We start from the raw sequence: 23,378 nt of genomic DNA, 5'->3' as shown, positions 1-23,378 counted from the left end.
CTTCCTTGCTTTTTGATTAATTTACTTTACTCAATCCAGCTCGGTATTCTTCCTTCTTTAGCGGTACATAATAGACCGCTTTTGTAAGCTCTTCTGCATTCTCCATGTAGTACGTAACAAAGGATTTTACTTCTGGTTTCTGGAGTGAATTTTTACTTACGTAGATAAATAATGGCCGAGAAAGAGGCTTATAAGAACCATCTTTAATCGTTTCCATAGTAGGTGTTACGGTCTTCTCACCTGAATCAATCGGAACGAGTTTTAAGTCCTTCGCGTTTTCCTCATAGTAAGAAAATCCAAAATAACCCAAGCTATTTTTATCTCCTTTTACTCCCGTTACTAAAACATTATCGTCTTCGCTCTGGTTATAATCGGCTCTGCTCTTCTTCGCTTCCCCTACGATCACTTCGGTAAAATACTCAAATGTACCCGAGTCCGTTCCAGGGCCATATAATTGAATCGGTTCCGCTGGCCAGCTAGATCTAACATCCTTCCATGTCTTCACCTTACTACCCGGCTCCCACATTTTCTTCAACTCAGCTACAGTTAATTTGTCCACCCATGTGTTCGCTTTGTTTACCACTAGTGAAATTCCGTCATAAGCAACTGGAAGCTCTAGATAATCCACTTTATTCGTAGTAGCCTGTGCCTTTTCTGCACCCTTAATCGTTCGTGATGCATTACTAATATCAAGATCACCCGCTGCAAACTTCTTAAAACCACCACCTGTACCGGACACCCCAATGGTTACCTTTACATTTGGATTCGCTTTTTGGAACTCTTCAGCCACTGCTTCCGTGATCGGAAACACCGTACTCGATCCATCTATTTTGATACTACCTGATGCTTTCGCTGCTCCTGCATCTTTCCTATCTCCCTGACCACAACCGGTCAAGCTGGAAGCAGTTAATGCCACCGCAACCAAAGTCAAGCCTAGTTTCTTCACACTCATGGATGATCCTCCTAAAAGGGATTCATTATTTCACAAGCAAATCCTAACAAGCCACTTTTGATTCATTATTATAGAATTGTAAATGTTTATTAAGAACTACACATATGATGATCCAAGAAGAGATCAGGCACATATCAAAAAAACTTGCATAACGTAACAATGTTATGTTACATTGTTTTTCAGGAGGGGAATAGCATGGAACAAGAGCTCATTTCTAAGAAAGACTTACTTCAAGAAGCCGACATCTCGTACGGACAACTTTATCGATGGAAACGAAAGCAACTCATACCGGAAGAATGGTTTATACGTAAATCTACTTTTACTGGGCAAGAGACGTTTTTCCCAAAAGAGAAAATCCTAGAGCGAATCGAAAAGATTAAACAACATAAAGACGATCTCTCTTTAGATAACTTGGCACAGCTTTTTACAAAAAAAATAGATGAAGAACCACACTTTAAAAACATCTCCTTGTCTCACTTACACTCAAAGGAAATCATCTCACAAGCAACTCAGGATCTCTGCCAGCTTGAATTAACCAACGTAGACACTCTCTCATATCCACAAGCTTTTACACTATTTACGATCGAAGAGATATTATCATCTGGTTCTTGTTCGTTAGAAGAAGCGAAATTAATTCTAACTTTGTTACGCGAACAGGAAGAGAATTTCACTCATAAGCCGTATGTCCTTCTCGTATCTCGTAAGTTAGGTGTAACTACTGCGATCTTGCTCCATCAACACGATGAAGTTCATTTTGACTCTGCTAGTAAGATCATCCTGAATTTGTCTCTAGATGCGTTGCAAGAACGTTTTAAACAATTATTACTGACAGACGGAGGGATCTCATGAATACGGAACGAAAATCACGATTATCCATTAATGGAGCAGCAACTGTTGATGGTGGAAGATATCAAGAGGTAAAAGTTACGGGGCAGGGCAAAATCAACGAAGGATTAGATGCGATTCAATTAACTGTGAATGGTCACATGGAAGGATTTGGAGATATTATTACTGAATCGATGACTATAAATGGAAAATTAGTAGCCAAACGGGATCTATCAGCAAAAAAAGCCCAAGTAAACGGAATCGTGAAGTCTTGGGGGGACTTACAAATACCTCAATTACGGATCCACGGAGAAGTGACTGGCAAGAAAAACCTAATAAGTGAATCCATTCACATCTATGGCTCTCTAAAACTAGATGGGGACTGTAATACGGAATCCTTTACAGGAAAAGCTCAGTTTCACATTGATGGATTATTAAATGCAGACCAAATCGATATTAGCTTATACGGAAGTAGCTCAGCTAAGGAAATCGGCGGGGAAAAAATCATTATTAAAAAAGGTAAAAAATGGAATAAATTCCTTCCATGGTTACAATCTGATCTAAAAGTGGAATGTATCGAAGGAGATTATATTGAACTAGAAAATACACAAGCTAAGATCGTGCGGGGAAAGCAAATTGTGATTGGTAAAGATTGCACCATTGATCGAATCGAATATCAGGACTCCTACACATCTCACACAGATTCTAAAGTAGGAGAAGCTGTAAAAATATAGCCTATATCCCAAGAAGCGTCTTATGCATCATTGAGACGTTTCTTGTTTTTTTACATAAACAAATTCGCCTCATGGAAAAATACTACTTGACCAAATGAATGTACGCCTATAATATATTTAAACATAGTTAATCATTAGCCAATGTAAATAGTTATATATGTATAATTAAATGGAGGTCGTAATATTGAGCCATACGGAACTTCAATTAGACCGGATTTTGAAGTCCCTCTCTGTCTTTATTGATAAGATTCGATCCGAGATGACCCAATTTAAGGATTTAAACCTAACTCCACCCCAATTTCACGTTCTGAAATACTTATTAACCAAGGGCCCTACGAAGGTGAAAGAACTAGCAGAAAAAATGGATGTAAAACCAAGTGCAATCACGGTTATGATCGATCGCTTAGTTCAAAATAACTACGTAGTACGTCATCACGACTCGGATGATCGGAGAGTGATCTATATTAGTGTAACCGATGAAGGTAAAAGAGTCCTTCAAACGATTAAGAAAAGGCATAAAGCAACCCTACAACGGTATTTAGTCCATCTTGATAAACAAGAACTGGAAGCCTTTGCCGACACATTTGAAAAGCTCTCGGAACTACCTACCCAATAAAAAATAATCAGAAGTACCTAAACTTGGCATACTTTGATCAACTGACTAAACACGAAATGAGGTTATTTCGATGGAAGCTGAACTCATAAAAAAAAATTCAGAACAACAAGGAAAAAATGGCTTATTAATCGCTGGACTCATTATTGCCATGTTATTTGCAGCATTAGACGGAACGATTGTCGGGACTGCTATGCCCCGCATCGTCGGTGAACTAGGTGGTCTTAGCTTAATGACTTGGTTAACCACCGCTTATATGCTGACATCGACCGCTGTTGTGCCTGTCGCAGGTAAACTGGCAGACTTACTAGGGCGTCGTGCGGTCTATGTAACAGGATTAGTTATTTTCATGGTCGGCTCTGCCCTATCAGGTTTATCTCAGACGATGGAGCAATTAATTATTTTCCGTGCGATCCAAGGGATTGGCGGTGGCGTGATGATGCCGATGGCTATGATTATCATCGGGGATTTATTTTCAGGTAAAGAGCGCGCTAAGTGGCAAGGGATTTTTGGTGGATTGTATGGCCTATCCTCCATCCTCGGACCTCAAGTCGGTGGGTGGATTGTAGACTACATGTCGTGGGAATGGGTTTTCTACATCAACCTTCCAGTCGGTATTCTAGCCACTATTTTCATCGCTCTCGGCTTGAAAAAACATAAAGTCTCTGGACCGATTTACTTTGATATCCCTGGTATGCTTACGATGATTATTGGGGTTGTCAGCTTACTATTAGCCCTTACCTTTGGCGGAAAAGATTATGCCTGGGGATCATGGCAGACATTAAGCTTATTTGCACTGGCTCTCGTCTCGCTCGTTGCCTTTGTCTTTATTGAATTACGTTCAAAAGACCCTATTTTACCCGTTCGCTATTTCCGAAATCGTGCATTTGTCACCTTAAATGGAATTGGTTTCTTCATGGCCGTAGGTATGTTTGGAGCCGTTATGTTCGTCCCTCTTTTCATGCAAGGAGTGGTAGGTGTAAGTGCCACGGATTCCGGCACGATCATGACTCCTATGATGATCACTATGATTATTACTAGCATTATCGGGGGCCAATTGGTTCAAAAAGTCGGCATGAAGCCTCAAATTTATGCAGGTATGATTATCATGGCCGTCGGATTCGGGCTATTGATGACCATGAATCTAGAAACGACGAAATTAATCGCTACCGGTTATATGATGATCATTGGTCTGGGAATTGGTCTTGTCATGCCCTTATTAACGCTCGGACTACAAGAAAGCTTCTCCAAAGATGAGTTAGGTGTGGTGACCTCCTCCAGCCAGTTCTTCCGCCAAATCGGAGGGACATTTGGAATGACTATCTTGGGTGCTGTGATGAATGCAAGAACGGCTGATTTACTCAAATCAAATCTGGTTCCCACGTTAGAAAAACTACCTGCTACGGCTCATGATTTTGTAACAAACATGGAATCAATGATCTCTAAAGATGCACAGAGCATTTACTCCATGCTGTTTAACCCAGGAGCATTAAGCAAGATTCCAAAACCGATCTTAGATTCGATTGTTCCAATCATGAAAAGTTCCATGGTCGAATCATTGCATTCCGTCTTCCTCTGGGGGCTCGTATTCATCGTACTTGGCGGAATGATCACGTTCTTCCTGCCAAAAATCAAGCTATCTGATGAATCAAAAGGCAAAAAACAAGAAGAGGATTCAATCCAAGTAGACCCTGAACCTGTGAAGTAATCAATCCAAAAAAAGCCAGCTTTCCACCTCAACTCTAGGAAAGTTGGCTTTTTCGTATACTGAAACTAGACATGATAAAGGCACCCAACTCCTCAATCAAGGAATTGGGTGCCTTTATCAATAAATACTATCTCGATTTCACTTTGCCTCGATCAGATCCCCCGCGTTTGCCTCCGCCAGAGAACTTCCCGCCACCTTTACTACTACCTTTGAAGCCGCCTTTTCCGCCTCCACTCTTACCGCCTCTATAACCACCTTTGTCGCCTTCGTTTCGAGAGCGATTCGCTGAGGAACGGCGATCACCAGAAGCACCGTCTGAGAAGCTACCTTCGTTATAGCTAAAACGATTGCGATCGTTTCTAGGCTTACCTCCAAAGGACCGATCACCACCGCCACGACGGCCTCCACCACGACGCATGGAGTAATGGTCATCGCTTATTTGGACTGGTGTTTTATCTGGTTCTCTAGTTAGTAGTTTGAGAGCCGCTGATAATAAGGTAACCGAATCGTTAGACTCTAAAAGCGCTTCTGCTGATTCGATATAAGAAGTAATCTCTTCCTCTTTCTCAGCAACTTCAAGCAGACGTTGAACCGCTAATCGTTGTTGACCTTCTACCACTTCATGAATCGTCGGAACCGACATTCGACTCATCTTACGCTTCGTTTGTTGTTCAATCATACGGAGATGATCCATTTCACGGAAGCTAGCAAACGTAATGGCCATTCCTTCTTTACCAGCACGGCCCGTACGTCCGATTCGGTGAACATAGCTTTCTGAGTCTTGAGGGATATCGAAGTTATATACATGGGTAACACCCGAGATATCCAAACCACGTGCTGCTACGTCGGTGGCAACCATGATATCAATCGTTCCTTCTTTGAAACGACGAATCACTGTATCACGACGTGCTTGAGAGAGATCCCCATGGATGCCTTCGGCGGAGTAGCCACGTTTGGTTAATCCCTCTGTAATTTCGTCTACACGCTTCTTAGTGCGTCCAAAGATAATCGCTAACTCTGGAGACTGAATATCAAGCAGATTACATAACGAATCAAACTTTTGTCTCGGAGATAACTCAATGTAATACTGTTCGATACTCGGCATTGTTACTTCTTTTGCTTTAATCTTGATCTCGACAGGATCCATCATAAACTTCGATGCCAAATTGCGAATACGTGTAGGCATCGTAGCAGAGAATAGAAGGGTTTGACGTTCAGACGGACACTCCGAAAGAATCGCTTCAATCTCTTCCAAAAAGCCCATTTGCAACATTTCATCCGCCTCGTCGAGTACAACCATCGATAGGTTTTGCAGACGAATTGTACGACGTCGCATATGGTCTTGCATACGACCTGGTGTAGCCACGATAATGTGTGGATGCTTCTTAAGAGAACGAATTTGACGATCGATCTCTTGACCACCATAAATCGGCAGCGCACGCACTTTTTTCGATTGACCTACTCTGTTTAACTCTTCCGCTACTTGGATCGCCAATTCACGGGTAGGAGTCAGAATCAAGGCTTGTACATGCCCAGAATCAAGGTCCATTTTCTCTACGATTGGAATCCCAAATGCCGCAGTCTTCCCTGTTCCGGTCTGTGCTTGGCCTAAAACATCTCGCCCAGCGAGAGAGACTGGAATCGTTTCTGATTGGATAGGAGTTGCTTCTTCAAATCCCATCTGATGCACCGCTTGCAATAGCTCAGCACTAAGGCCGAGTTCACTAAATTTCGCCAAGGATTAATAATCCCCTTTCACTTCCATATATTCATACGAGCTTATTAGTTTCTAGTTTTAGATATCGTCCCGATCTTATACTTCCTAGAAGCTAAGAAGTTGTATACAATGTATCATAATAACACAATTACAGTACGGAATGGAAAAGAAAGATGTAGAACCGCTTATTTTTTCCTGCAATGAGATCTACTATCTTACATTTTCTTACCAATATACTGCATTGGATCCTTTGAAATCCCATTTACTTGAATCTCAAAATGTAAATGCGGCCCCGTCGAATTCCCATCACTTCCCATACTTGCTATGCGCTGACCTTTCTTCACCTGATCTCCTACCTTCACATAAATATCGCCAGCATACATATGCGCATAGAGAGAAGAGAGCCCAGTTCCATGATCAATCACCAAATAATGACCATATCCCCCTGGATCTGATTTTACGGATGTAACTTTTCCGTCTAGCACACTATAAATAGGAGTTCCTTTTCGGTTCGCAATATCAATCCCTTTATGCGTCCTTCCCCAACGTGGCCCGAATCGGGATGTTACCTTTCCTTCACACGGCCAAATCATACCCACTGATGTATGAGTCCCGCTCATCTCCATTGATGGGTTGGCTGAACCCGCCCCTTTTGTTGCTTCTGTTCCATTCGAGGTAATGTTCCAAACTTCTTGTTCATAAGCCCTTGCTTGGTTCTCTACACGTTCAACAAAAGCCCAGTTCGATTGAATCGAATACGCCGCACAGGTTAGCGAACCTCGGTTTGGAGTATGCATCGCTAACTCTTTCATACACTTATTTGAGTCACCCGCTTGATCTACCTTAGTGCGTGCTTCTTTCAATCGATTAGCTAACTCTTCAATTTCCTTTTTTTGAACCTCTTCCTTAGATAAGGTTCCCTTTCCCCCATACTCCTTATACAATACAGGAATTTTTTTCACATAATTTTGGGTTTCCTTGAAGGGAGGAATCCCTTTATGCTTTTCCACATTTCCTTCGCCTGCATTATACGCGGCGAGTGCTAAGTCTAGATTCCCATTGTACTTTGTTAAGAGACGGGAGATCATCTCCGTTCCCGCCATCACATTGGAAAGGGGATCAAAACAAGTCGTATCGGGGTCCAGATTAAATGCCTTGCAGGTTACAGGCATTAACTGCATGAGACCACGAGCTCCAGCAGAAGATTTTGCTTTCGGATTCCAATTACTTTCCTGCTGGATAATCGCCCGAATAAGCGCTGGATCTACAGAAAACTTTTGAGCAGCTGATTCGATCTCCATCTCAAATTTACTCACTCGCGGAAGCATCACTGCCTTCGCCTTAGGAAGATTCTGATCTAGGGCAGCTAAAAAAGCCCAAGGAAGCTGATGTTGATCGGCAATTTCTTTATATAGGAGCATTAAAGCAGGGTCGATTCCAAATGATTGGGCCGTTTCGTTTTCTTTCATTCGAGCGATAACCGAATAGATAGTCACACTTGTAATCGTTACAAAAGTGATGAAAGGAATCACGATAAGTGAGCAAATGATGATCCATTTCCATGCTGGTTTCTTGATCAAGGCGATTCGTCGATGGATACTGCTTTCCATATTCCTTCCACCTTTCTCACCTGAACCTGAACGATGTCTTCCACTTTCTCACCTCGAAGCACACCTGCAACTAAGAAGCTCCAATGATCCGTATCTAAAGGACGAACCGATACTACCTTAATCCTTTTCCAAGACACAGGCTCGAGTGGCAAATCTAGATTTCCGTTCATCGACTGGTATACAGGCGTTGTTACCCATTCTGAAAGCTTCTTTAAGCGTTCCTCATTTGACTTCATCTGTTGGTGAAGGATCGAAAAAACCTGTCCTGCTACTTTTCCAGCCTCTTTCTGTACGTTGTGATCCTGAGTCAAATCAATTACAATGTCTAGTTCAAATGGGGAATCGATCAGAAGCTGAGAGGCTTCTTTAGGCTGTTCTTTTGAAGGAGTGGGAGCTGGAAGCTGTTGGTTTAACCACCAACCTCTCACCATAGCCCCAAGACTGATTAAAACGATAAGAGAAGTTAGCACCAAGACAAAAGGAGCCCTTTTTGAAGCTCCTTTTAGTCGTTCACTCCTTGGCCCATATTCATTCATCTAGATACCTCTGTGGAGGTGTCTCAGATGAAGAGGCTTGCTTGCGAATAGCCTTTTTCATTTTCCATTGCTTGATTCGTGCTCCAATGCTAAAGCGTTTTTGAGCACTCCCCAAGGCAATGACTGACGTTCCTTCACTGGTCATCAAAGGTAGGTTAACCTTCTCTTCTTCCGTACCACGATTCCAATAGGCCCGTACATTTTTCCAAAGAGTGATCCAATTTGGCTGTGAAATCTCTATTCCAACCAGACCTTGAAGTTGTACTTGAATTTCTTTCATGATCTTCCAAACAGCTAAGAAGCTTGCTAAAACCAGAACATTACGCATTAAAAAGGTGACTAGGTAAGAAAATTCTCCATCATCTGTGATAGGAATTCCTTGGATCACAATAAACAAAGTAATCGCGATTCCTAAAAGTGCGGCAAACAAGACTCTCATGAAGAGTGCATATAAGATCTGCCACAACCATCCAGTAATATCTCGTAAGCTTCTTCCTGGTATCGTAGAGAACACAACGGGTATCAGTATCAACAGCACCCTACCAACCGCCAAGAAAAACCAGTGAAGAAGCTTCCAGCTAAATAAGAATAATAACACCGCAAAACTAATCCCCGTAAGCAAGATAAAAAAGCTATATCCGAAGCGCTTCATCACCCCTGCGCTCGTCACCATTTTAAATTCCTCTGACTGGGCAATCCCTTTTTCAACATCTACATATTTTGTACCTGTTTGTTGATTTGTATCTTCGTTATAGCCTGTAAACCATTCTTTTCGTTTCGAATCCACATCTCCACCATAACTAAATAGTTGTCCGATATTTTTCTGGCCCGCTTCTACTGATCCAAACTGAAGCACGAGATATGGCTTATAGTAAAATTCAGCCCATAAAGCGGAGGAGACTTTTTGAATTGCATCTTTCTTTGTCTTTTCTACTTGTTCCTTTGTAGGGTTTGAAGCACTTTTCTCTTTCTCTGGAGTAAGAGACAAGAAGCCAGCTAATGTATAATCACTCGCTTTGCCTGTAATATTACTTACCTCTGATACAACTGCTGGAATCTGAGTAAAAAAGTAAGAAGCACACGTCAAAATGAGTAGGTTCCGAAAGAGTAACGATACTCCCTCTTGATTACGACGACGAAGAAACTTCCATAACGCTACTAGGACCACGAAGCCCATTAACCACGGAAAGAGCCCTCCCCATAAAAAGGAGTCAGATTTGCCTAATACATCCTTCATCGAACTTGCCATATTCGTCATAAGCTCTAACCGATAGCTAAACGTTAGGATATAGATAACGGCATAAATGAAGATCGTATACCCGTACCAGACTAAATTGAGAAAAAAAGTGAATCCCTGTTGGAACCCTTCTTGAAACAAGCTACTTGTATCACTAGCACTTACTTTTTTTCCTATGTAGTCAAACTTGAAATACGTGGACGGACATTCTGCAAACTCACCAGTTGGTTGTATGCAAGCGTTCGGAACATTCGTCGAAGGGGTTGGTGTCGATATTGATGAATCTGGAGAAGTTTGGGTTGTCGGGGTCGTTGTACTCGCCGGAGTCGTTGTACTCGCCGGAGTTGTTGGATTCGTAGAAGTCGTTCCTCCTGAAGAAGAATTTGGAGGATTCTTAGACTCCGTTGCCGGCTTGTCCGTCTGTGCAAAACCATACCCTACATCCAAAAAAGAAACTGCAAATAACATCAAAATCGGGAGAAGTAAGAGGATTCCCAAACCTACGAACTTTCGTTTTTGCTTCACTGGATCACCTCTCAGATACTTCTAACTATCTTATTCATCTTAAATACTATGATTAAAATAGGAAACATAAACATTGTACAAATTGGAGATATTTTTACAATATCACTAAAGAAATGGAAACAAAAGAGTCAAAAATGGAAAAATAAAAAAACACCGCCCTCCAGCAGTGTTTTATTGTCATTCTTCCTTATTACTACTATGTGATCTTTTTATATAAGCCTTCTTCTACCCCAGCCAAAAATCGACTTACTTCCCCTCTACTGCATAAATACAGCTCATGCATAGCCCTTGTACAAGCTGTGTAAAAAAGTTTCCTCTCTTCTTCTCGGTGATAGCACCGATCGGAAGCATCGACCAAAATAACAGCATCAAACTCGATTCCCTTTGATAAATAAGTGGGGATGATAATGATTCCTTGCGCGAAAGATAGCGTAGCCTTCTTAATCAACGAGACCGGAATCTCATCCCGAAGTTTTTCAAAAACTTGCTCACACGCTTGATGATCCTTACAAATAATCGCGATAGATTGATGTCCTCGCTCTTGGAGTTCCGATACCCACTGGTAAATCTGTTGATACTGCTCCTGTTCATCCGATACTTGCGCTATAGTAGGTAGCCTACCAGGTCGATCAAACGGCTCAATCTTCTCTCCTCCGATTAACAACTGCTGAGTAAACTCTCCAATCTGTCTCGTCGAACGATAGCTTTTCGTTAACACGACTTTCTCGATGTGTTCCCCTTCAAATAAGCCACAGAGAGGTTCAAATCCAATTACATCCTTAGTATGGGCATAGATCGATTGATTCAGGTCACCTAGAATCGTCATCTTGCTCCTTGGGAACAGCCGGCGAAGAAAGGCATATTGGAACGGAGAATAATCTTGCGATTCATCAATAAAGACATGACAAATCTTCGTATTGATTTGGAAACCTAGTAGCAACGCCTTAAAATACACGTACGGGGTCGCATCTTCATAAGGTAATGTTTTACTATCTAGTCGATCTACTGTCTGTTCCGCAATATCCTGAAACTTCGAAACAAGATCTCGCTTGGTAAATAATTGTCGATATGTCTCGAACACATCAACAAAGGTGAAGTTCTCAATTCCTTTTCGGAGTGGCTTAGTCAGATCTCTTAGCAACAGCTGGGCAAGCAATGTCCGTTCCCGATCAAAATCATCAAAAGTAGAATCCGTAAAGTCTTTTTCCTTTTGCAAGCGTTGATGTACTCGATAGTATGTCTCGTTATCGAGCAGTTCAATTTCTTCATCAACCCATTCTGCTTTACGCTCACTCACTTCAAACTGGCGCAACTGCTTTAGAATCCAATCTGCAGTCAATTTCAAGCGATTGGGAATCGGCAACTTTTGATCGTAGGCATAAAAATGCTCTTCTATCTCTGATTTCGATACAATAATCTGATCTCGGAACACTAGGTCTTGGAATCGCAAATCGTTTTGACCTAGTTGCTCCATATATTTCTCAATCAACTCTAAAAATGACATCCCCGCCTTCCAGCGAATCCCCTCCATCCGGGTCTGATAGCCATCTTGATTGGTTTGCGACAACGTGTACTCCATCAAGCTAAACGGATCTTCCACCTCCAAGTCCCCTCCAACTTGATGCTCTAAATACTCTTGAAATGTGGTTTGTTGCATGTTTTCTTCGCCCAGTTCAGGTAACACCGTCGCAATGTAGCTATTAAACATCGCATTGGGCGAGAAGAGTAGGATTTGATCCGCACTCAAGGTGTCTCGATGCCGATACAGTAAATAGGCGACTCGCTGTAAGGCCGCAGACGTTTTCCCACTACCTGCCGCCCCCTGAACGATGAGGAGCTTACTCTTCTCATCTCGAATAATCTGGTTTTGCTCTCGCTGAATCGTTCCCACAATACTTTTCATTTGCGAATCCGAATTTTGCCCTAACACTTCCTGGAGCAACTCATCCCCAATCGTAACTCCTGTATCAAACATACTCTGAATCTGTCCGCGACGAATTAAAAACTGCCTCTTTAGCTCTATCTCCCCTGAAATCCGGCCATCTAAAGTCTGATAGCCAGCAGGACCGGGTGTATAATCATAGTACATACTAGAAATCGGAGCCCGCCAATCGTAGATGAGAAATTCGTCCGTTTCCTCATCATAAAAAGAAGCGATCCCGATATAGATGGCCTCTGTCTCTTGCACCACGCCACCCGCTGCTTCACGAAAATCAATCCGTCCAAAATAGGGATTATCCCGAAGGCGGCGAAGAATGTTTCCTTGTTTATGCATAAGACGGTGGGATCTCTCTCGCTCAGATAAAACTTCTGCTTGCTGTTTCATACTAGCCGCGGTTTCAATCGCATCATCCGGCTCCTCAAAGTTAACAGAAACATCCTCCCAAAATCGATTCCGAATATCTACAATCTCCGAACGCACCCCGCCAGCCTCTTCACTAAGCGATTGTTCCTTCACCCTCACTTTCTCTGTCACTTGTTCTACCCTATCTTGCTCTTGATTCCATTCAGGATGACTCTTATTCATAACATCCCTCCAAAAAAATTTGTGATAAACAGTTGACAACCCCACATTTAACCGATAAGATATAATAGAGTAAAACCATAGTAAAGTGATAAATCCAATTAATTGGCATCTCTCATTTTACTATGGTTTTAGTTGTGGATCAAGATTTATATTTAGCACAGAGAGCTAACGTTTTAGCTTACTCTGTCTTACAATTTTGTAGGGTTTGTTTAAAGCCAAAAAAAGAAATCTACTGAAAGTATAAGATATAATGAAATGATGATATGTTTATGATCCATATGAGGAAGGTAGGTGCCATTATTTCTGGAAATTCTTGAAACAGAACGTCTCGTCCTTCGCTTTCAAACCATCCGTGATGCTGAATTTATCCTAGAACTTTTAAACGATCCCTCTTGGCTAAAATTTATAGGTGACAGAGGAGTTCGGACCATCGAAGACGCCAAGAATTTCATATTAAATGGACCTGTTCGAATGTATAAGGAGCTTGGTCTAGGTTTTCTATTAGTAGAACGTAAAGAGGATCAAGCCCCTATTGGCATCTGTGGTCTCATGAAAAGAGAGTCGCTGGAAGATATCGATATCGGATTTGCCTTTTTGCCTCAGTATCAAGGACAAGGATATGCTTATGAAGCTGCCACACGGGTCATGACATATGGAAAAGATTCACTAGGACTAAATCGCATCGTGGCAATCACGAAGCAAGGAAATCATCATTCTATTAAACTCCTAGAGAAGTTAGGATTGCAGTTTGAAAATTTGATTCATCTGCCCAATGACCAAGAAGAAATCAATCTGTTTGCATGGAATAGGTCGCAAGTGTAAATAAAAAAATGTATCGTAGGAATCCATATTCCTACGATACATTTTTTTATTTCACTTTTTCATAGACATAAAAAGTACAGTCATATGCATTTTGATCATCCTTCGCATGATGCTTTCTAGAAATCTCTATCCACTCTCCAGGCAAATCAGGTAAGTAGGTATCCCCTTCAAACTCATGCTCAATCACAGTGATATACGCTTTCGAGATGTACGGAGCAAAAAGTCGATAGATCTGCTCTCCACCGAATACAAATGCAGGCTTATCAAATGTGGTGTTCAGCACTTCTGCAAAGGTCATTACTTCGCAGTCTGGGATAATGAGGTCTACCTCTCTTGATAGGATGATATTTCTCCGATTAGGTAGCGCTCGTCCAATCGAGTCGTATGTTTTTCTTCCCATGAGAACGGGATGACCCGTGGTTAATTCTTTGACATTGCGAAGATCAATCGGCATCGTCCTTCCCCAAGGCATTTCTCCATTATCTCCAATAACTCCATTTAAACTTCTAGCAGCGATTAGATAAAACATTATTCGGCTACCTCCAACTTCATGATTGGACCATGTTGGTAATCGATTAATTGGAAATCATCGATAGTAAAGTCATAGAAACTCTTAATTTCTGGGTTTATCCACAGAGTCGGGGCTGGATACTCCGGAAGGGAAAGCTGCTGCTCTGCTGATTCGATATGCCGATCGTACAAATGGGCATCGTCTATGTGAAAATGAATATTTCCTATCTCGATTCCCGACACTTGGGCCACCATCCGTTGGAGGACGTAATATTGGAAGTAATTAAATGGCCCTCCTACTAATATATCGTTGCTCCGAATCTTAACGGAGAGATGCAATCTGCCCCCTTTTACCATCCAATGCGTAGACCATACACATGGTTGCAAGGCCATATCATCGAGGTCTTGGATATCCCAAAGTGTAGTCATAATCCGCCGAGAACTAGGGTTATGGCGCAGAGTATGTAATAGGTAATCCACTTGGTCAACGAGGGTACCGTTCACCTCACGACATTTTTTCCCCAATTGATAGCCATATGCTTTTCCAATCGTCCCGTCTTCCCGCTTCCACTTCGACCAGATTCCGACGCCTTGTTTTTCGAGATTTTCAACGTTATTATCTTTATCTCTCCAAATCCAGAGGAGTTCACGAATCGCTGTTTTCCATGCTACTTTTTTCGTCGTGAGAATCGGGACTTCCTGAGAATCGAAAAGCAAGCTCCGATTCATCACACTTTTACTGTGGGCTGGCTCACCATCATCCCACTTCGTTCGTACGTCTTGATCGTTATCCCACAGTCCGTTGTCGAGGATATCTTGCACGAGTTGATTATAGACTTGATCTGCTTGACTCAAAGGTAAACGTCCTTTCGTTGTAGGTCGGGTTTGTTTGTTAGCTGTTTGTTAGCTGTTTTTAGGGTTATTGGGGTGTCGAGACCAGAGAGTCTATTTGATCACTGCTCACTACCGATCCTACAGAGATGTGGAAAAGCAAGTCCGCTCCGCTAAGTAGGATCTATAAGATCGCCGTAATCAAATAGACTCTCGATAGATTTTGTTTACTTATAACACCAATTACGCAACTAGTAAATGGAGTTGGGAAGAGGGGCATATGTGTCTACTCTCAGCGATGTTAGTGAGCCTACCTAGCGCAGTCATTTGAAGCTAGGGCGTTTTGTGGCAAATGTTTGAGCGGTTTTTGCGAGTTTTTGCCACTTGCCCGAAGCAGAGAATGACGGAGCGGACTTGCGTTTTCACATCTTCGCAGGTTCACTATTGGAGCTGTGAGCAGATACATTGCCCCGGGCCCGGACTATTTTCTATCGCTCAATCAACAAACTCGCCCCTTTTCTATCACTATCATACTCCCTGATAGGTATCGAAAAAAGAGCGAGTTTATCTGTTAACTATTTCCTCTTACTCATTCGTCAACGCTAAGAACTCTTCCACATCAGCGGCTACGAGATCAAGCGCATCTTGCCAGAAGTCTGGCTTAGTAAGGTCAACTCCCAAGTGGCGAGAGGCTAATTCTTCTACGCTCATGCTAGCAGTATCTTTTAAAAGGGCATCATACTTATCAGCAAATGACGACCCTTCTGCTAGAGCACGGGCATAGATTCCGGTAGAGAACAGGTAACCAAATGTATACGGGAAGTTATAGAAAGGTACATCGGTTCCGTAAAAATGAAGTTTGGAAGCCCAGAAGGTTGGGTGATACTCAGCTAATAAATTGATAAAAGCATCCTTCTGTGCTTGCTCCATTAATTCATTTAGAGAATCTTTGCTTACTGGGCCATTTTTACGAGCTGCGTAGAATTTCGTTTCAAACAAGAAACGTGCATGGATATTCATACAGAACGCGATAGCCGATTGAATTTTCTCAGCTAATAGAGCCACTTTTTCTTCTCTATCCGTTGCTTTGGTGATCGCTGCGTCGATCACGATCATTTCGGCAAAGGTAGAAGCCGTCTCCGCTACATTCATCGCATATCGTTGCGCTAATATCGGTAAGTCTCTCATCACATATGTATGATATCCATGGCCTAATTCATGAGCCAATGTAGATACACATCCAGGGGTTCCTGCAAATGTCATAAAAATCCGAGATTCACCTTTATTGTTAACTGGAAAATCGGTCATAAAGCCCCCTGGACGCTTGCCCGGACGATCTTCTGCCTCGATCCAACGATCCTTAAAGTTCATTTTGGCAAACTCAGCCATTTGAGGGTTAAATTGCTGGAACTGCTCCGTAATAAATGCAGCCGCCTCATCATAGCTTACTTTGCTACTTCCAGCTGGTAGAGGAGCGTCTACATCGTACCAACTTAACTTCTCGACACCCATCATCTTCGCCTTTCGTTCAAAGAACGGGGTCAAACGATGCTTATTTTGGTTAATGGTTTCCCACATCGTAGTAAGCGTTTCTTCTGACATACGATTCATCTCGAGGGGCTCTTTTAGGACACTATCCCATTTACGGTGTTTGTATAAAGCAAGACGATATCCAGCTAGGTTGTTTAACGCCAGAGCGATCAATTCAGATTCATTCTCCCAAGCCGCTTCCCACCTCTGAAAGACATCTTTACGAACCGCGCGATCTGGACTTTGGAAGCGGGTAAATAATTGTCCGACAGATAGCTTTTTCTCTTCTCCATCTTCTTCAAATGGAATTTCCATACGACCTACAACAGAGGCATACACATCGCACCATGCATGATAACCACTTACGCTCAAGTCCCCTGCTAGTTCTTCCATCTCCGGAGCCATTTTATCTAAGGAAGCTTTGCGCTTTTCTGCTAAGTTAAATGCGATTCGTTCTATCTCAGCATCGCTCACTAAAGCCGTAAAACTTTCATCAGACATCTTAGCAAGCTCTGCTTCTAAAACAGTGGAAGCGGCCAATAAATCAGCATGAATCGCTTGAACGTGACCTCCCAAATTTTTTGCTTTATCATCTTTCACATCAGCAGAAGTTAGACAGTCAACGAAAGAATACGCTTGATAGGTTAGACTCAACAGTTTTTGATAACGGGTTAAAAGATCATGCCAAATCTCTACTCCTGCTTCTTCCTTCACCTTCTCCAACTCTTTTTTTAACGCTGGGATTTCACTTTTTAATTGTTCCAATAGTGCCATAAATGTAGGTGAAGAACTACCACCTTCAAAAAACACTTCCAAATCCCAATTCATTTCATATTTTTGAGTCATAGTCATGAATAAAACAACCTCCACACGAATATTTTTGATATAGAAGCATCTTAAACCCATTGTAAACCTTCCATTGGAAAAGTGCACTATCTATACCTAATATATTGACATCTATTCAAAAACTACATATACTAAAAGCAAAGTTTTCTCAAAATTAAAAACTAAATATTTCTTATCCAGAGTGGCGGAGGGACTGGCCCGATGATGCCCGGCAACCCATTAAATGCTTACGACTTGGTCCAACTTGTCGACTATTTCGATCGATCGACAAGTTGATCAGAAAAGTAAGCTTTAATAAGGTGCTAATTCCTGCAGAGAACTTCTCTGAGAGATGAGACCCGAGGATGTTGCCTACTCAACGCCTTTCATCGATCAGAGATGAGAGGCGTTTTTTGATGCGATCATTCCAGAAAGGGGCTACCAATGGTGAAAAGTGAGCGACCTACCTTATCCGAACAGTTACAGCACAAAATTTTGATTCTAGATGGTGCCATGGGCACAGTACTGCAACAAGCGAATTTAACCGCAGTTGATTTTGGAGGTGAGGAGTACGACGGGTGTAATGAAATGCTAAATCTGACTCGCCCCGACCTGATTCACCGGGTGCATGATTCCTACTATGAGGCGGGAGCAGACATAGTAGAAACGAATACATTTGGTGCTACCTCTGTCGTTCTAGCTGAATATGATTTACAAGATAAAACTACTGAGATCAATCGAGAAGCCGTACGAGTCGCTATCGAAGCACGAGATAAATGGTCCACTCCAGAGTGGCCACGCTATGTAGCTGGCGCGATTGGACCCACTACGAAAACGTTATCTGTTACAGGAGGCATTACCTTTCAAGAACTAGCTGACTCCTATTACGAACAAGCAAAAGTATTGATCGAAGCAGGAGTCGATACCCTTTTGATCGAGACCTCACAAGATACTTGCAACGTGAAAGCGGCTGGAATCGGGGTTCGACGTGCCTTTGCCGAACTCAAAAAAGAGATCCCCATCATGATTTCAGGCACCATTGAACCGATGGGAACCACACTAGCAGGGCAAAACATCGAAGCGTTTACCCTTTCACTAGAGCATCTAAAGCCGCTTTCGATAGGACTAAACTGTGCAACCGGACCGGAGTTTATGAAAGATCATTTGCGCACATTATCCGCTTTAACTACTAGTTCCGTAAGCTGTTACCCCAATGCCGGCTTGCCTGATGAAGAAGGGAGATATCTTGAAACACCCCTCTCTCTCGCTCAAAAATTAGAAGATTTTGCGGATGCTGGATGGCTAAATATTGTCGGAGGGTGCTGTGGAACCACTCCTGATCACATAAGAGAGATTGCCGAGAAGATGAAAGGGAAGAAACCGAGGACCCTCTCTCCACCGCATGGCCCTGCAATATCTGGCATCGATCCTGTATTTCTTGAAGCAGATAACCGTCCCTTACTAGTAGGAGAGAGAACGAATTCGATCGGCTCTCGAAAATTTAAGAGATTAATTACGGAGGAAAAATTTGATGAAGCATCCGATATCGCGCGCCGTCAAGTAAAAGCGGGCGCTCACATCATCGATATCTGCCTTGCTGATCCTGATCGCGACGAAACGAGCGATATGGAACAATTTTTGCCCTTTATAACCAAGAAAGTAAAGACGCCGCTCATGATTGACTCTACCAGTTTAGAAGTAATGAGCCGGGCACTTACGTTTATCCAGGGAAAGTCCATTTTGAATTCGATCAACTTAGAAGACGGTGAAACCCGGTTCCGAGAAACGATACCGCTGATCAAAAACTTTGGAGCCGCAGTCGTCGTTGGAACGATTGATGAAAAAGGGATGGGCGTTACACGCGAGCGCAAATTGGAAGTAGCAAAGCGTTCCTATCAGATTTTAGTGGACCAAGAGAGGTTACTAGGACACGATATTATTTTTGATCCGCTCGTCTTCCCTGTTGGAACGGGGGATGAACAGTACATCGGCTCTGCACTCGAGACGATTGAAGGGATTCGCTTGATCAAGAAGGAGCTCCCCGAATGCGCCACCATCTTAGGGGTTTCCAACGTTTCCTTCGGTCTTCCCCCCGCAGGTCGTGAAGTGCTAAATGCTGTTTTTTTATATGAATGCACTAAGGCGGGCTTAGACTACGCTATTGTAAACACGGAAAAGTTAGAGCGCTATGCCTCGATCCCTGATCATGAGAAAAAACTAGCAGAAGAGCTTTTACTCCGCACGAATCACGATAATTACGAGGCCGTACTCGCCGAGTTTACCGCTTATTATCGTGGGAAAGTGGTGACGGATAAAAAACCGAGTATGGAACAGTTGCCTTTAGAAGAGAGACTAGCTAGATACGTCATCGAGGGAAGTAAAGATGGACTCCTTCCTGATCTGGAACTCGCGTTAGCGCAATGGGAGCCGTTAGAAATTATCAACGGGCCTCTCATGGCTGGTATGGATGAAGTGGGGAGATTATTTAACGATAATCAATTAATCGTCGCAGAAGTATTGCAAAGTGCAGAGGTAATGAAGGCATCTGTTGCTTTTCTGGAGCCGTTTATGGATCGGACGGATTCTGTGAGGAAGGGAAAGATCATCCTCGCTACCGTAAAAGGGGATGTCCATGATATTGGAAAAAATCTCGTGGAGATCATCCTAGCCAATAATGGCTTTGAAATCATTAATTTAGGGATCAAAGTCCCACCCGATCAAATCATCGAAGCAGCCCATCGCGAGAAACCAGATGCGATTGGACTTTCTGGCTTACTTGTCAAATCAGCTCAACAAATGGTGACAACCGCGCAGGATCTCCAAGATGCGGGTATTAATATCCCCATTTTAGTAGGCGGAGCCGCTCTCACTCGCAAATTTACCGAAACACGAATTGCTCCCCAGTACCAAGGTTTGGTGCTCTATTCAAAAGATGCGATGAACGGCCTCGATCTCTGTAATCAACTTGTGAATCCCACTGGGCGAGATCAGCTAGAACAACAGAGGTTAGAGCAAGAAAGCGAACAAAAAACAGAACAAAAGCCTACCTCTGCACCTATTGTTTCTACACCTGTCAGAAGTACAGTCGATCCGCGCCCGGAATTGTTTTCTCCGCCCGATTGGGATCGCCATATCTATCGCGAGCTTCCTCTTTCCGAATTACGACTCTATCTGAACGAACAAATGCTATTTGGACATCATTTAGGACTAAAAGGAAATGTAGAAAAGCTATTTGCAGAAGGAAACGAAAAAGCAGTGGAATTAAAGACGATTTGGGAGGAACTATGGACGGAGATTGTGAAAAACAACTGGCTTCAGCCAAAAGGTGTATACCAATTTTTCCCTGTTCAGAGTAAGGAAAACCAAATTTTCCTATACGAAACCAATCAATCAAACGCGCAGATTAGAGAAAAATTTCTCTTTCCTAGACAAACAAAAGACCCTCATCTATGTCTATCCGATTTTGTCCGCGATGTCTCCACTGGAGAAATGGACTCTATGGCCGCATTTGCAGTCACGGCTGGCTTAGGCGTCAGACAACTCGCTCAGGAGTGGAAAGAGCAAGGCGAGTACCTCCGCTCCCATCTGTTGCAAGCGACCGCTTTAGAGATCGCAGAAGCATGTGCCGAACGGATCCATGAGATGATTCGCGCCCGATGGGGATTCCCAGATCCTGTCGATTTTACGATGAAACAACGCTTTGGAGCACGCTATCGTGGCATTCGTGTTTCGTTTGGCTACCCTGCATGTCCAGATTTAGAAGATCAACAAAAATTGTTTACTTTACTACAACCAGAGGAACTTGGAGTCCAGTTAACGGATGGATTCATGATGGAACCAGAGGCATCCGTCACCGCCATCGTCTTCTCCCATCCCCAAGCTCGTTATTTTAATGCAATCTAGACAGGAGGACCTCAGATGAAAGGAATTGGAATACTTGAATATCTGAAAAACCATCTTGTAGTAGGGGACGGAGCTATAGCCACGTACCTCTATCAACAAGGAGCACCTGTTGGAACCTGCTATGAGCTCTACAACCTCACACATCCCAAAATGATCGCCGATGTCCATCAAGCCTATGAGCAAGCTGGTTCTAAACTAATCACCACCAATACCTACGGCGCAAATCGTGAACGCCTTGAGCGCTACGGATATGGGCATAAAGTAACACGCATCAATCGAGAAGCGGTTAAAATCGCACGTGAATCCATCCAATCGGATACGTATATCGCAGGTTCCATTGGCTCCATTGTCGCCGGACGCGTGACCCAATATGACTCAGATGAATATCACGATCTATATGAAGAACAAGCGACGGCCCTTCTCCATGCAGGCGTGGATATCATCTTACTCGAAACATTTATGGACCTACAGGAGCTACTGATCGCCATCAACGCAATTCGACCGCTAACCGATACCCCCATCGTCGCCCAACTCTCGCTTCTGGAAGTCTCTCGGACTCGAGATGGACATTCCCTTACGGATGCTTTCGCGCAACTACAAAAGCATGGTGCTGCGGGTGTAGGATTAAACTGTCGGATGGGTCCACTTGAGATCATCCGTGCCCTAGAAAAAACCATCGTCCCACAAGATCTCCTCATCAGTGCCTTCCCCAATGCTGGGCGACTGGGTGAAAGTGATGGTGAGCTTCGCTATAAATCAGCTCCATCCTATTTCGGTGAAACCGCTCAACTTCTGATTAATCAAGGAGTTTCGATTATTGGCGGTTGCTGTGGAACGACGCCTGCACACATTCAAGAAATTGTGCAAATCGCACAAAGCAAAACCCCCATCACTCGCATCAATCCTCCCGTAGTGCCGGAAGCGTGCGAAATCCTTTCACAACCACCTAAGCGGACTGAGTCAACGGTTTTAGAAAAAGTCGCCCAAAAGAGAACGATCATCTGTGAGTTCGATCCGCCGAAAGACTTAGATGTTCAAAGCTTTTTACTCGGTTCCCAAGAGCTTTATAAATCCGGTGTCGACGCCATCACACTCGCCGATAACTCCCTCGCCTCCGCGCGCATGAGCAACCTTGCCTTAGGCGCACTGCTCAAGTCTCAACTAGGAATCGAACCGCTCATCCATGTATCCTGCCGAGATCGAAACTTACTCGGCCAACAGTCACATCTAATGGGGTTACATGCCTTAGGGATCGATCAAATTCTTGTTATCACAGGAGACCCTACTCGAATCGGGGATTTACCGGGAGCTAGCTCCGTCTACGATGTAACCTCTTTTGAACTCATCAGCATGATTAAACAGATGAATCAAGGTCTTGCCTTCACAGGACGCCCACTCAAACAACAGGCTCAGTTTATCGTAGGAAGCGCCTTTAATCCTCACGTACGGCAGATTGAATCGGCTGTCGCCCGGCTAGAGAAGAAAATCCAAGCAGGCGCCGACTATGCCATGACTCAGCCCATCTACGATAAACAGACCATTATCAAACTGTATGAAGCGACTCGTCATCTAGATATTCCGATTTTCGTGGGTATCATGCCGATTACTGGATACCGAAATGCCCTCTTCCTACACAACGAAGTCCCCGGCATTAAAATCGCAGATGATGTGATCCGCCGTTTCGAATCTATTTCGGATCCTGCTGTAGCTAGACAAATTGGCGTAGAAATAGCCAAAGACCTACTCGATACTGCGATGACCTACTTCCCCGGAATCTATCTCATTACTCCATTTTCCTATTGGCCTATGACCGTCGAGTTAACCAGGTACATTCGTGAAAAAGATGCACGTGCCGCTCAAGATAGTGCATGAATTACTTATGATCCATTACACTCTCAACATAAAAATCTCCACTATTTGTATAAAAGGTATACAAATAGTGGAGATTCATTTTATGTTGGAAGCACAGACTT

16 protein-coding genes and 1 riboswitch are annotated in these 23,378 nt (G+C 43.1%); of the genes, 7 read left to right on the top strand and 9 right to left on the bottom strand.

Annotated elements, in window-relative coordinates; translation table 11 throughout:
- Positions 1–16: 16 nt before the first annotated feature.
- Positions 17–952 carry a PstS family phosphate ABC transporter substrate-binding protein gene (locus BLU58_RS07930; protein WP_093291691.1) on the bottom strand — a complete coding sequence of 312 codons (936 nt, stop codon included), beginning with the start codon at positions 950–952 and terminating at the stop codon, positions 17–19.
- Positions 953–1,147: 195 nt separating this feature from the next.
- Here BLU58_RS07930 and BLU58_RS07925 point away from each other — a divergent pair, with 195 nt between their 5' ends.
- The 4 genes from BLU58_RS07925 to BLU58_RS07910 all read left to right on the top strand — a co-directional run bounded on the left by BLU58_RS07925 (position 1,148) and on the right by BLU58_RS07910 (position 4,832).
- Positions 1,148–1,801 (top strand): DUF4004 family protein, encoded by a 654-nt coding sequence (locus tag BLU58_RS07925; RefSeq protein WP_093291690.1) that lies wholly within the window; start codon positions 1,148–1,150, stop codon positions 1,799–1,801.
- The gene (locus BLU58_RS07920) at positions 1,798–2,511 is read left to right on the top strand and encodes a hypothetical protein (RefSeq protein ID WP_093291689.1); all 714 of its coding nucleotides are present in this window, start codon (positions 1,798–1,800) and stop codon (positions 2,509–2,511) included. The genes BLU58_RS07925 and BLU58_RS07920 overlap by 4 nt, the downstream gene beginning before the upstream one ends.
- Before the next feature lie 184 nt (positions 2,512–2,695).
- Positions 2,696–3,127, top strand: a complete 432-nt coding sequence (locus tag BLU58_RS07915; protein ID WP_176786560.1) for a MarR family winged helix-turn-helix transcriptional regulator — start codon at positions 2,696–2,698, stop codon at positions 3,125–3,127.
- 70 nt (positions 3,128–3,197) lie between these two features.
- Positions 3,198–4,832 carry an MDR family MFS transporter gene (locus BLU58_RS07910; RefSeq protein ID WP_093291687.1) on the top strand — a complete coding sequence of 545 codons (1,635 nt, stop codon included), beginning with the start codon at positions 3,198–3,200 and terminating at the stop codon, positions 4,830–4,832.
- 127 nt (positions 4,833–4,959) lie between these two features.
- On the opposite strand, the gene BLU58_RS07905 is transcribed toward BLU58_RS07910, so the two are convergent.
- From BLU58_RS07905 to helD, 5 genes are all read right to left on the bottom strand, one after another.
- The gene (locus BLU58_RS07905; RefSeq protein WP_093291686.1) at positions 4,960–6,570 is read right to left on the bottom strand and encodes a degradosome RNA helicase CshA; all 1,611 of its coding nucleotides are present in this window, start codon (positions 6,568–6,570) and stop codon (positions 4,960–4,962) included.
- A 194-nt stretch (positions 6,571–6,764) separates the two neighbouring features.
- Positions 6,765–8,159, bottom strand: a complete 1,395-nt coding sequence (locus BLU58_RS17290; protein ID WP_093291685.1) for a transglycosylase SLT domain-containing protein — start codon at positions 8,157–8,159, stop codon at positions 6,765–6,767.
- The gene (locus BLU58_RS07895) at positions 8,126–8,695 is read right to left on the bottom strand and encodes a hypothetical protein (protein ID WP_093291684.1); all 570 of its coding nucleotides are present in this window, start codon (positions 8,693–8,695) and stop codon (positions 8,126–8,128) included. The genes BLU58_RS17290 and BLU58_RS07895 overlap by 34 nt, the downstream gene beginning before the upstream one ends.
- A complete protein-coding gene (locus BLU58_RS07890) occupies positions 8,688–10,457 on the bottom strand; it encodes a hypothetical protein (RefSeq protein ID WP_093291683.1) in 1,770 nt (589 codons plus the stop codon). The genes BLU58_RS07895 and BLU58_RS07890 overlap by 8 nt, the downstream gene beginning before the upstream one ends.
- Before the next feature lie 196 nt (positions 10,458–10,653).
- Positions 10,654–12,984, bottom strand: coding sequence for an RNA polymerase recycling motor HelD (helD, locus tag BLU58_RS07880; RefSeq protein WP_093291681.1), 2,331 nt, complete (start codon positions 12,982–12,984; stop codon positions 10,654–10,656).
- Positions 12,985–13,287: 303 nt separating this feature from the next.
- On the opposite strand from helD, the gene BLU58_RS07875 reads away from it, so the two are divergent.
- Positions 13,288–13,806 carry a GNAT family N-acetyltransferase gene (locus BLU58_RS07875; protein ID WP_093291757.1) on the top strand — a complete coding sequence of 173 codons (519 nt, stop codon included), beginning with the start codon at positions 13,288–13,290 and terminating at the stop codon, positions 13,804–13,806.
- A 46-nt stretch (positions 13,807–13,852) separates the two neighbouring features.
- On the opposite strand, the gene BLU58_RS07870 is transcribed toward BLU58_RS07875, so the two are convergent.
- From BLU58_RS07870 to BLU58_RS07860, 3 genes are all read right to left on the bottom strand, one after another.
- Positions 13,853–14,335: a dihydrofolate reductase gene (locus tag BLU58_RS07870; protein WP_093291680.1), complete on the bottom strand. Its 483-nt coding sequence runs from the start codon at positions 14,333–14,335 to the stop codon at positions 13,853–13,855.
- On the bottom strand, positions 14,335–15,171 hold the full coding sequence (thyA, locus tag BLU58_RS07865; protein ID WP_093291679.1) for a thymidylate synthase: 837 nt from the start codon (positions 15,169–15,171) through the stop codon (positions 14,335–14,337). The genes BLU58_RS07870 and thyA overlap by 1 nt, the downstream gene beginning before the upstream one ends.
- Positions 15,172–15,732: 561 nt before the next feature.
- Positions 15,733–17,523, bottom strand: coding sequence for a M3 family oligoendopeptidase (locus tag BLU58_RS07860; protein ID WP_093291756.1), 1,791 nt, complete (start codon positions 17,521–17,523; stop codon positions 15,733–15,735).
- Between the two features lie 169 nt (positions 17,524–17,692).
- Positions 17,693–17,861, top strand: a riboswitch (SAM riboswitch).
- Between the two features lie 88 nt (positions 17,862–17,949).
- Here BLU58_RS07860 and metH point away from each other — a divergent pair.
- Together metH and BLU58_RS07850 are read left to right on the top strand one after the other, a co-directional pair.
- Positions 17,950–21,405, top strand: coding sequence for a methionine synthase (gene metH, locus BLU58_RS07855; protein WP_255404648.1), 3,456 nt, complete (start codon positions 17,950–17,952; stop codon positions 21,403–21,405).
- 15 nt (positions 21,406–21,420) lie between these two features.
- Positions 21,421–23,277, top strand: coding sequence for a bifunctional homocysteine S-methyltransferase/methylenetetrahydrofolate reductase (locus BLU58_RS07850; RefSeq protein WP_093291677.1), 1,857 nt, complete (start codon positions 21,421–21,423; stop codon positions 23,275–23,277).
- Positions 23,278–23,378 lie beyond the last annotated feature (101 nt).

Source organism: Thermoactinomyces sp. DSM 45892 (assembly GCF_900107305.1).
In the GTDB taxonomy this organism is placed as follows: Bacteria; Bacillota; Bacilli; order Thermoactinomycetales; family Thermoactinomycetaceae; genus Baia.
This window is presented reverse-complemented; position numbering and strand designations above follow the sequence as displayed.

Excerpts from the sequence above, each read along its gene's own strand:
- BLU58_RS07930 (WP_093291691.1), bottom strand. The coding sequence starts at position 952 with ATGAGTGTGAAGAAACTAGGCTTGACTTTGGTTGCGGTGGCATTAACT.
- BLU58_RS07925 (WP_093291690.1), top strand. The coding sequence starts at position 1,148 with ATGGAACAAGAGCTCATTTCTAAGAAAGACTTACTTCAAGAAGCCGAC.
- BLU58_RS07920 (WP_093291689.1), top strand. The coding sequence starts at position 1,798 with ATGAATACGGAACGAAAATCACGATTATCCATTAATGGAGCAGCAACT.
- BLU58_RS07910 (WP_093291687.1), top strand. The coding sequence starts at position 3,198 with ATGGAAGCTGAACTCATAAAAAAAAATTCAGAACAACAAGGAAAAAAT.
- BLU58_RS17290 (WP_093291685.1), bottom strand. The coding sequence starts at position 8,159 with ATGGAAAGCAGTATCCATCGACGAATCGCCTTGATCAAGAAACCAGCA.
- BLU58_RS07895 (WP_093291684.1), bottom strand. The coding sequence starts at position 8,695 with ATGAATGAATATGGGCCAAGGAGTGAACGACTAAAAGGAGCTTCAAAA.
- helD (WP_093291681.1), bottom strand. The coding sequence starts at position 12,984 with ATGAATAAGAGTCATCCTGAATGGAATCAAGAGCAAGATAGGGTAGAA.
- BLU58_RS07870 (WP_093291680.1), bottom strand. The coding sequence starts at position 14,335 with ATGTTTTATCTAATCGCTGCTAGAAGTTTAAATGGAGTTATTGGAGAT.
- BLU58_RS07860 (WP_093291756.1), bottom strand. The coding sequence starts at position 17,523 with ATGACTCAAAAATATGAAATGAATTGGGATTTGGAAGTGTTTTTTGAA.
- BLU58_RS07850 (WP_093291677.1), top strand. The coding sequence starts at position 21,421 with ATGAAAGGAATTGGAATACTTGAATATCTGAAAAACCATCTTGTAGTA.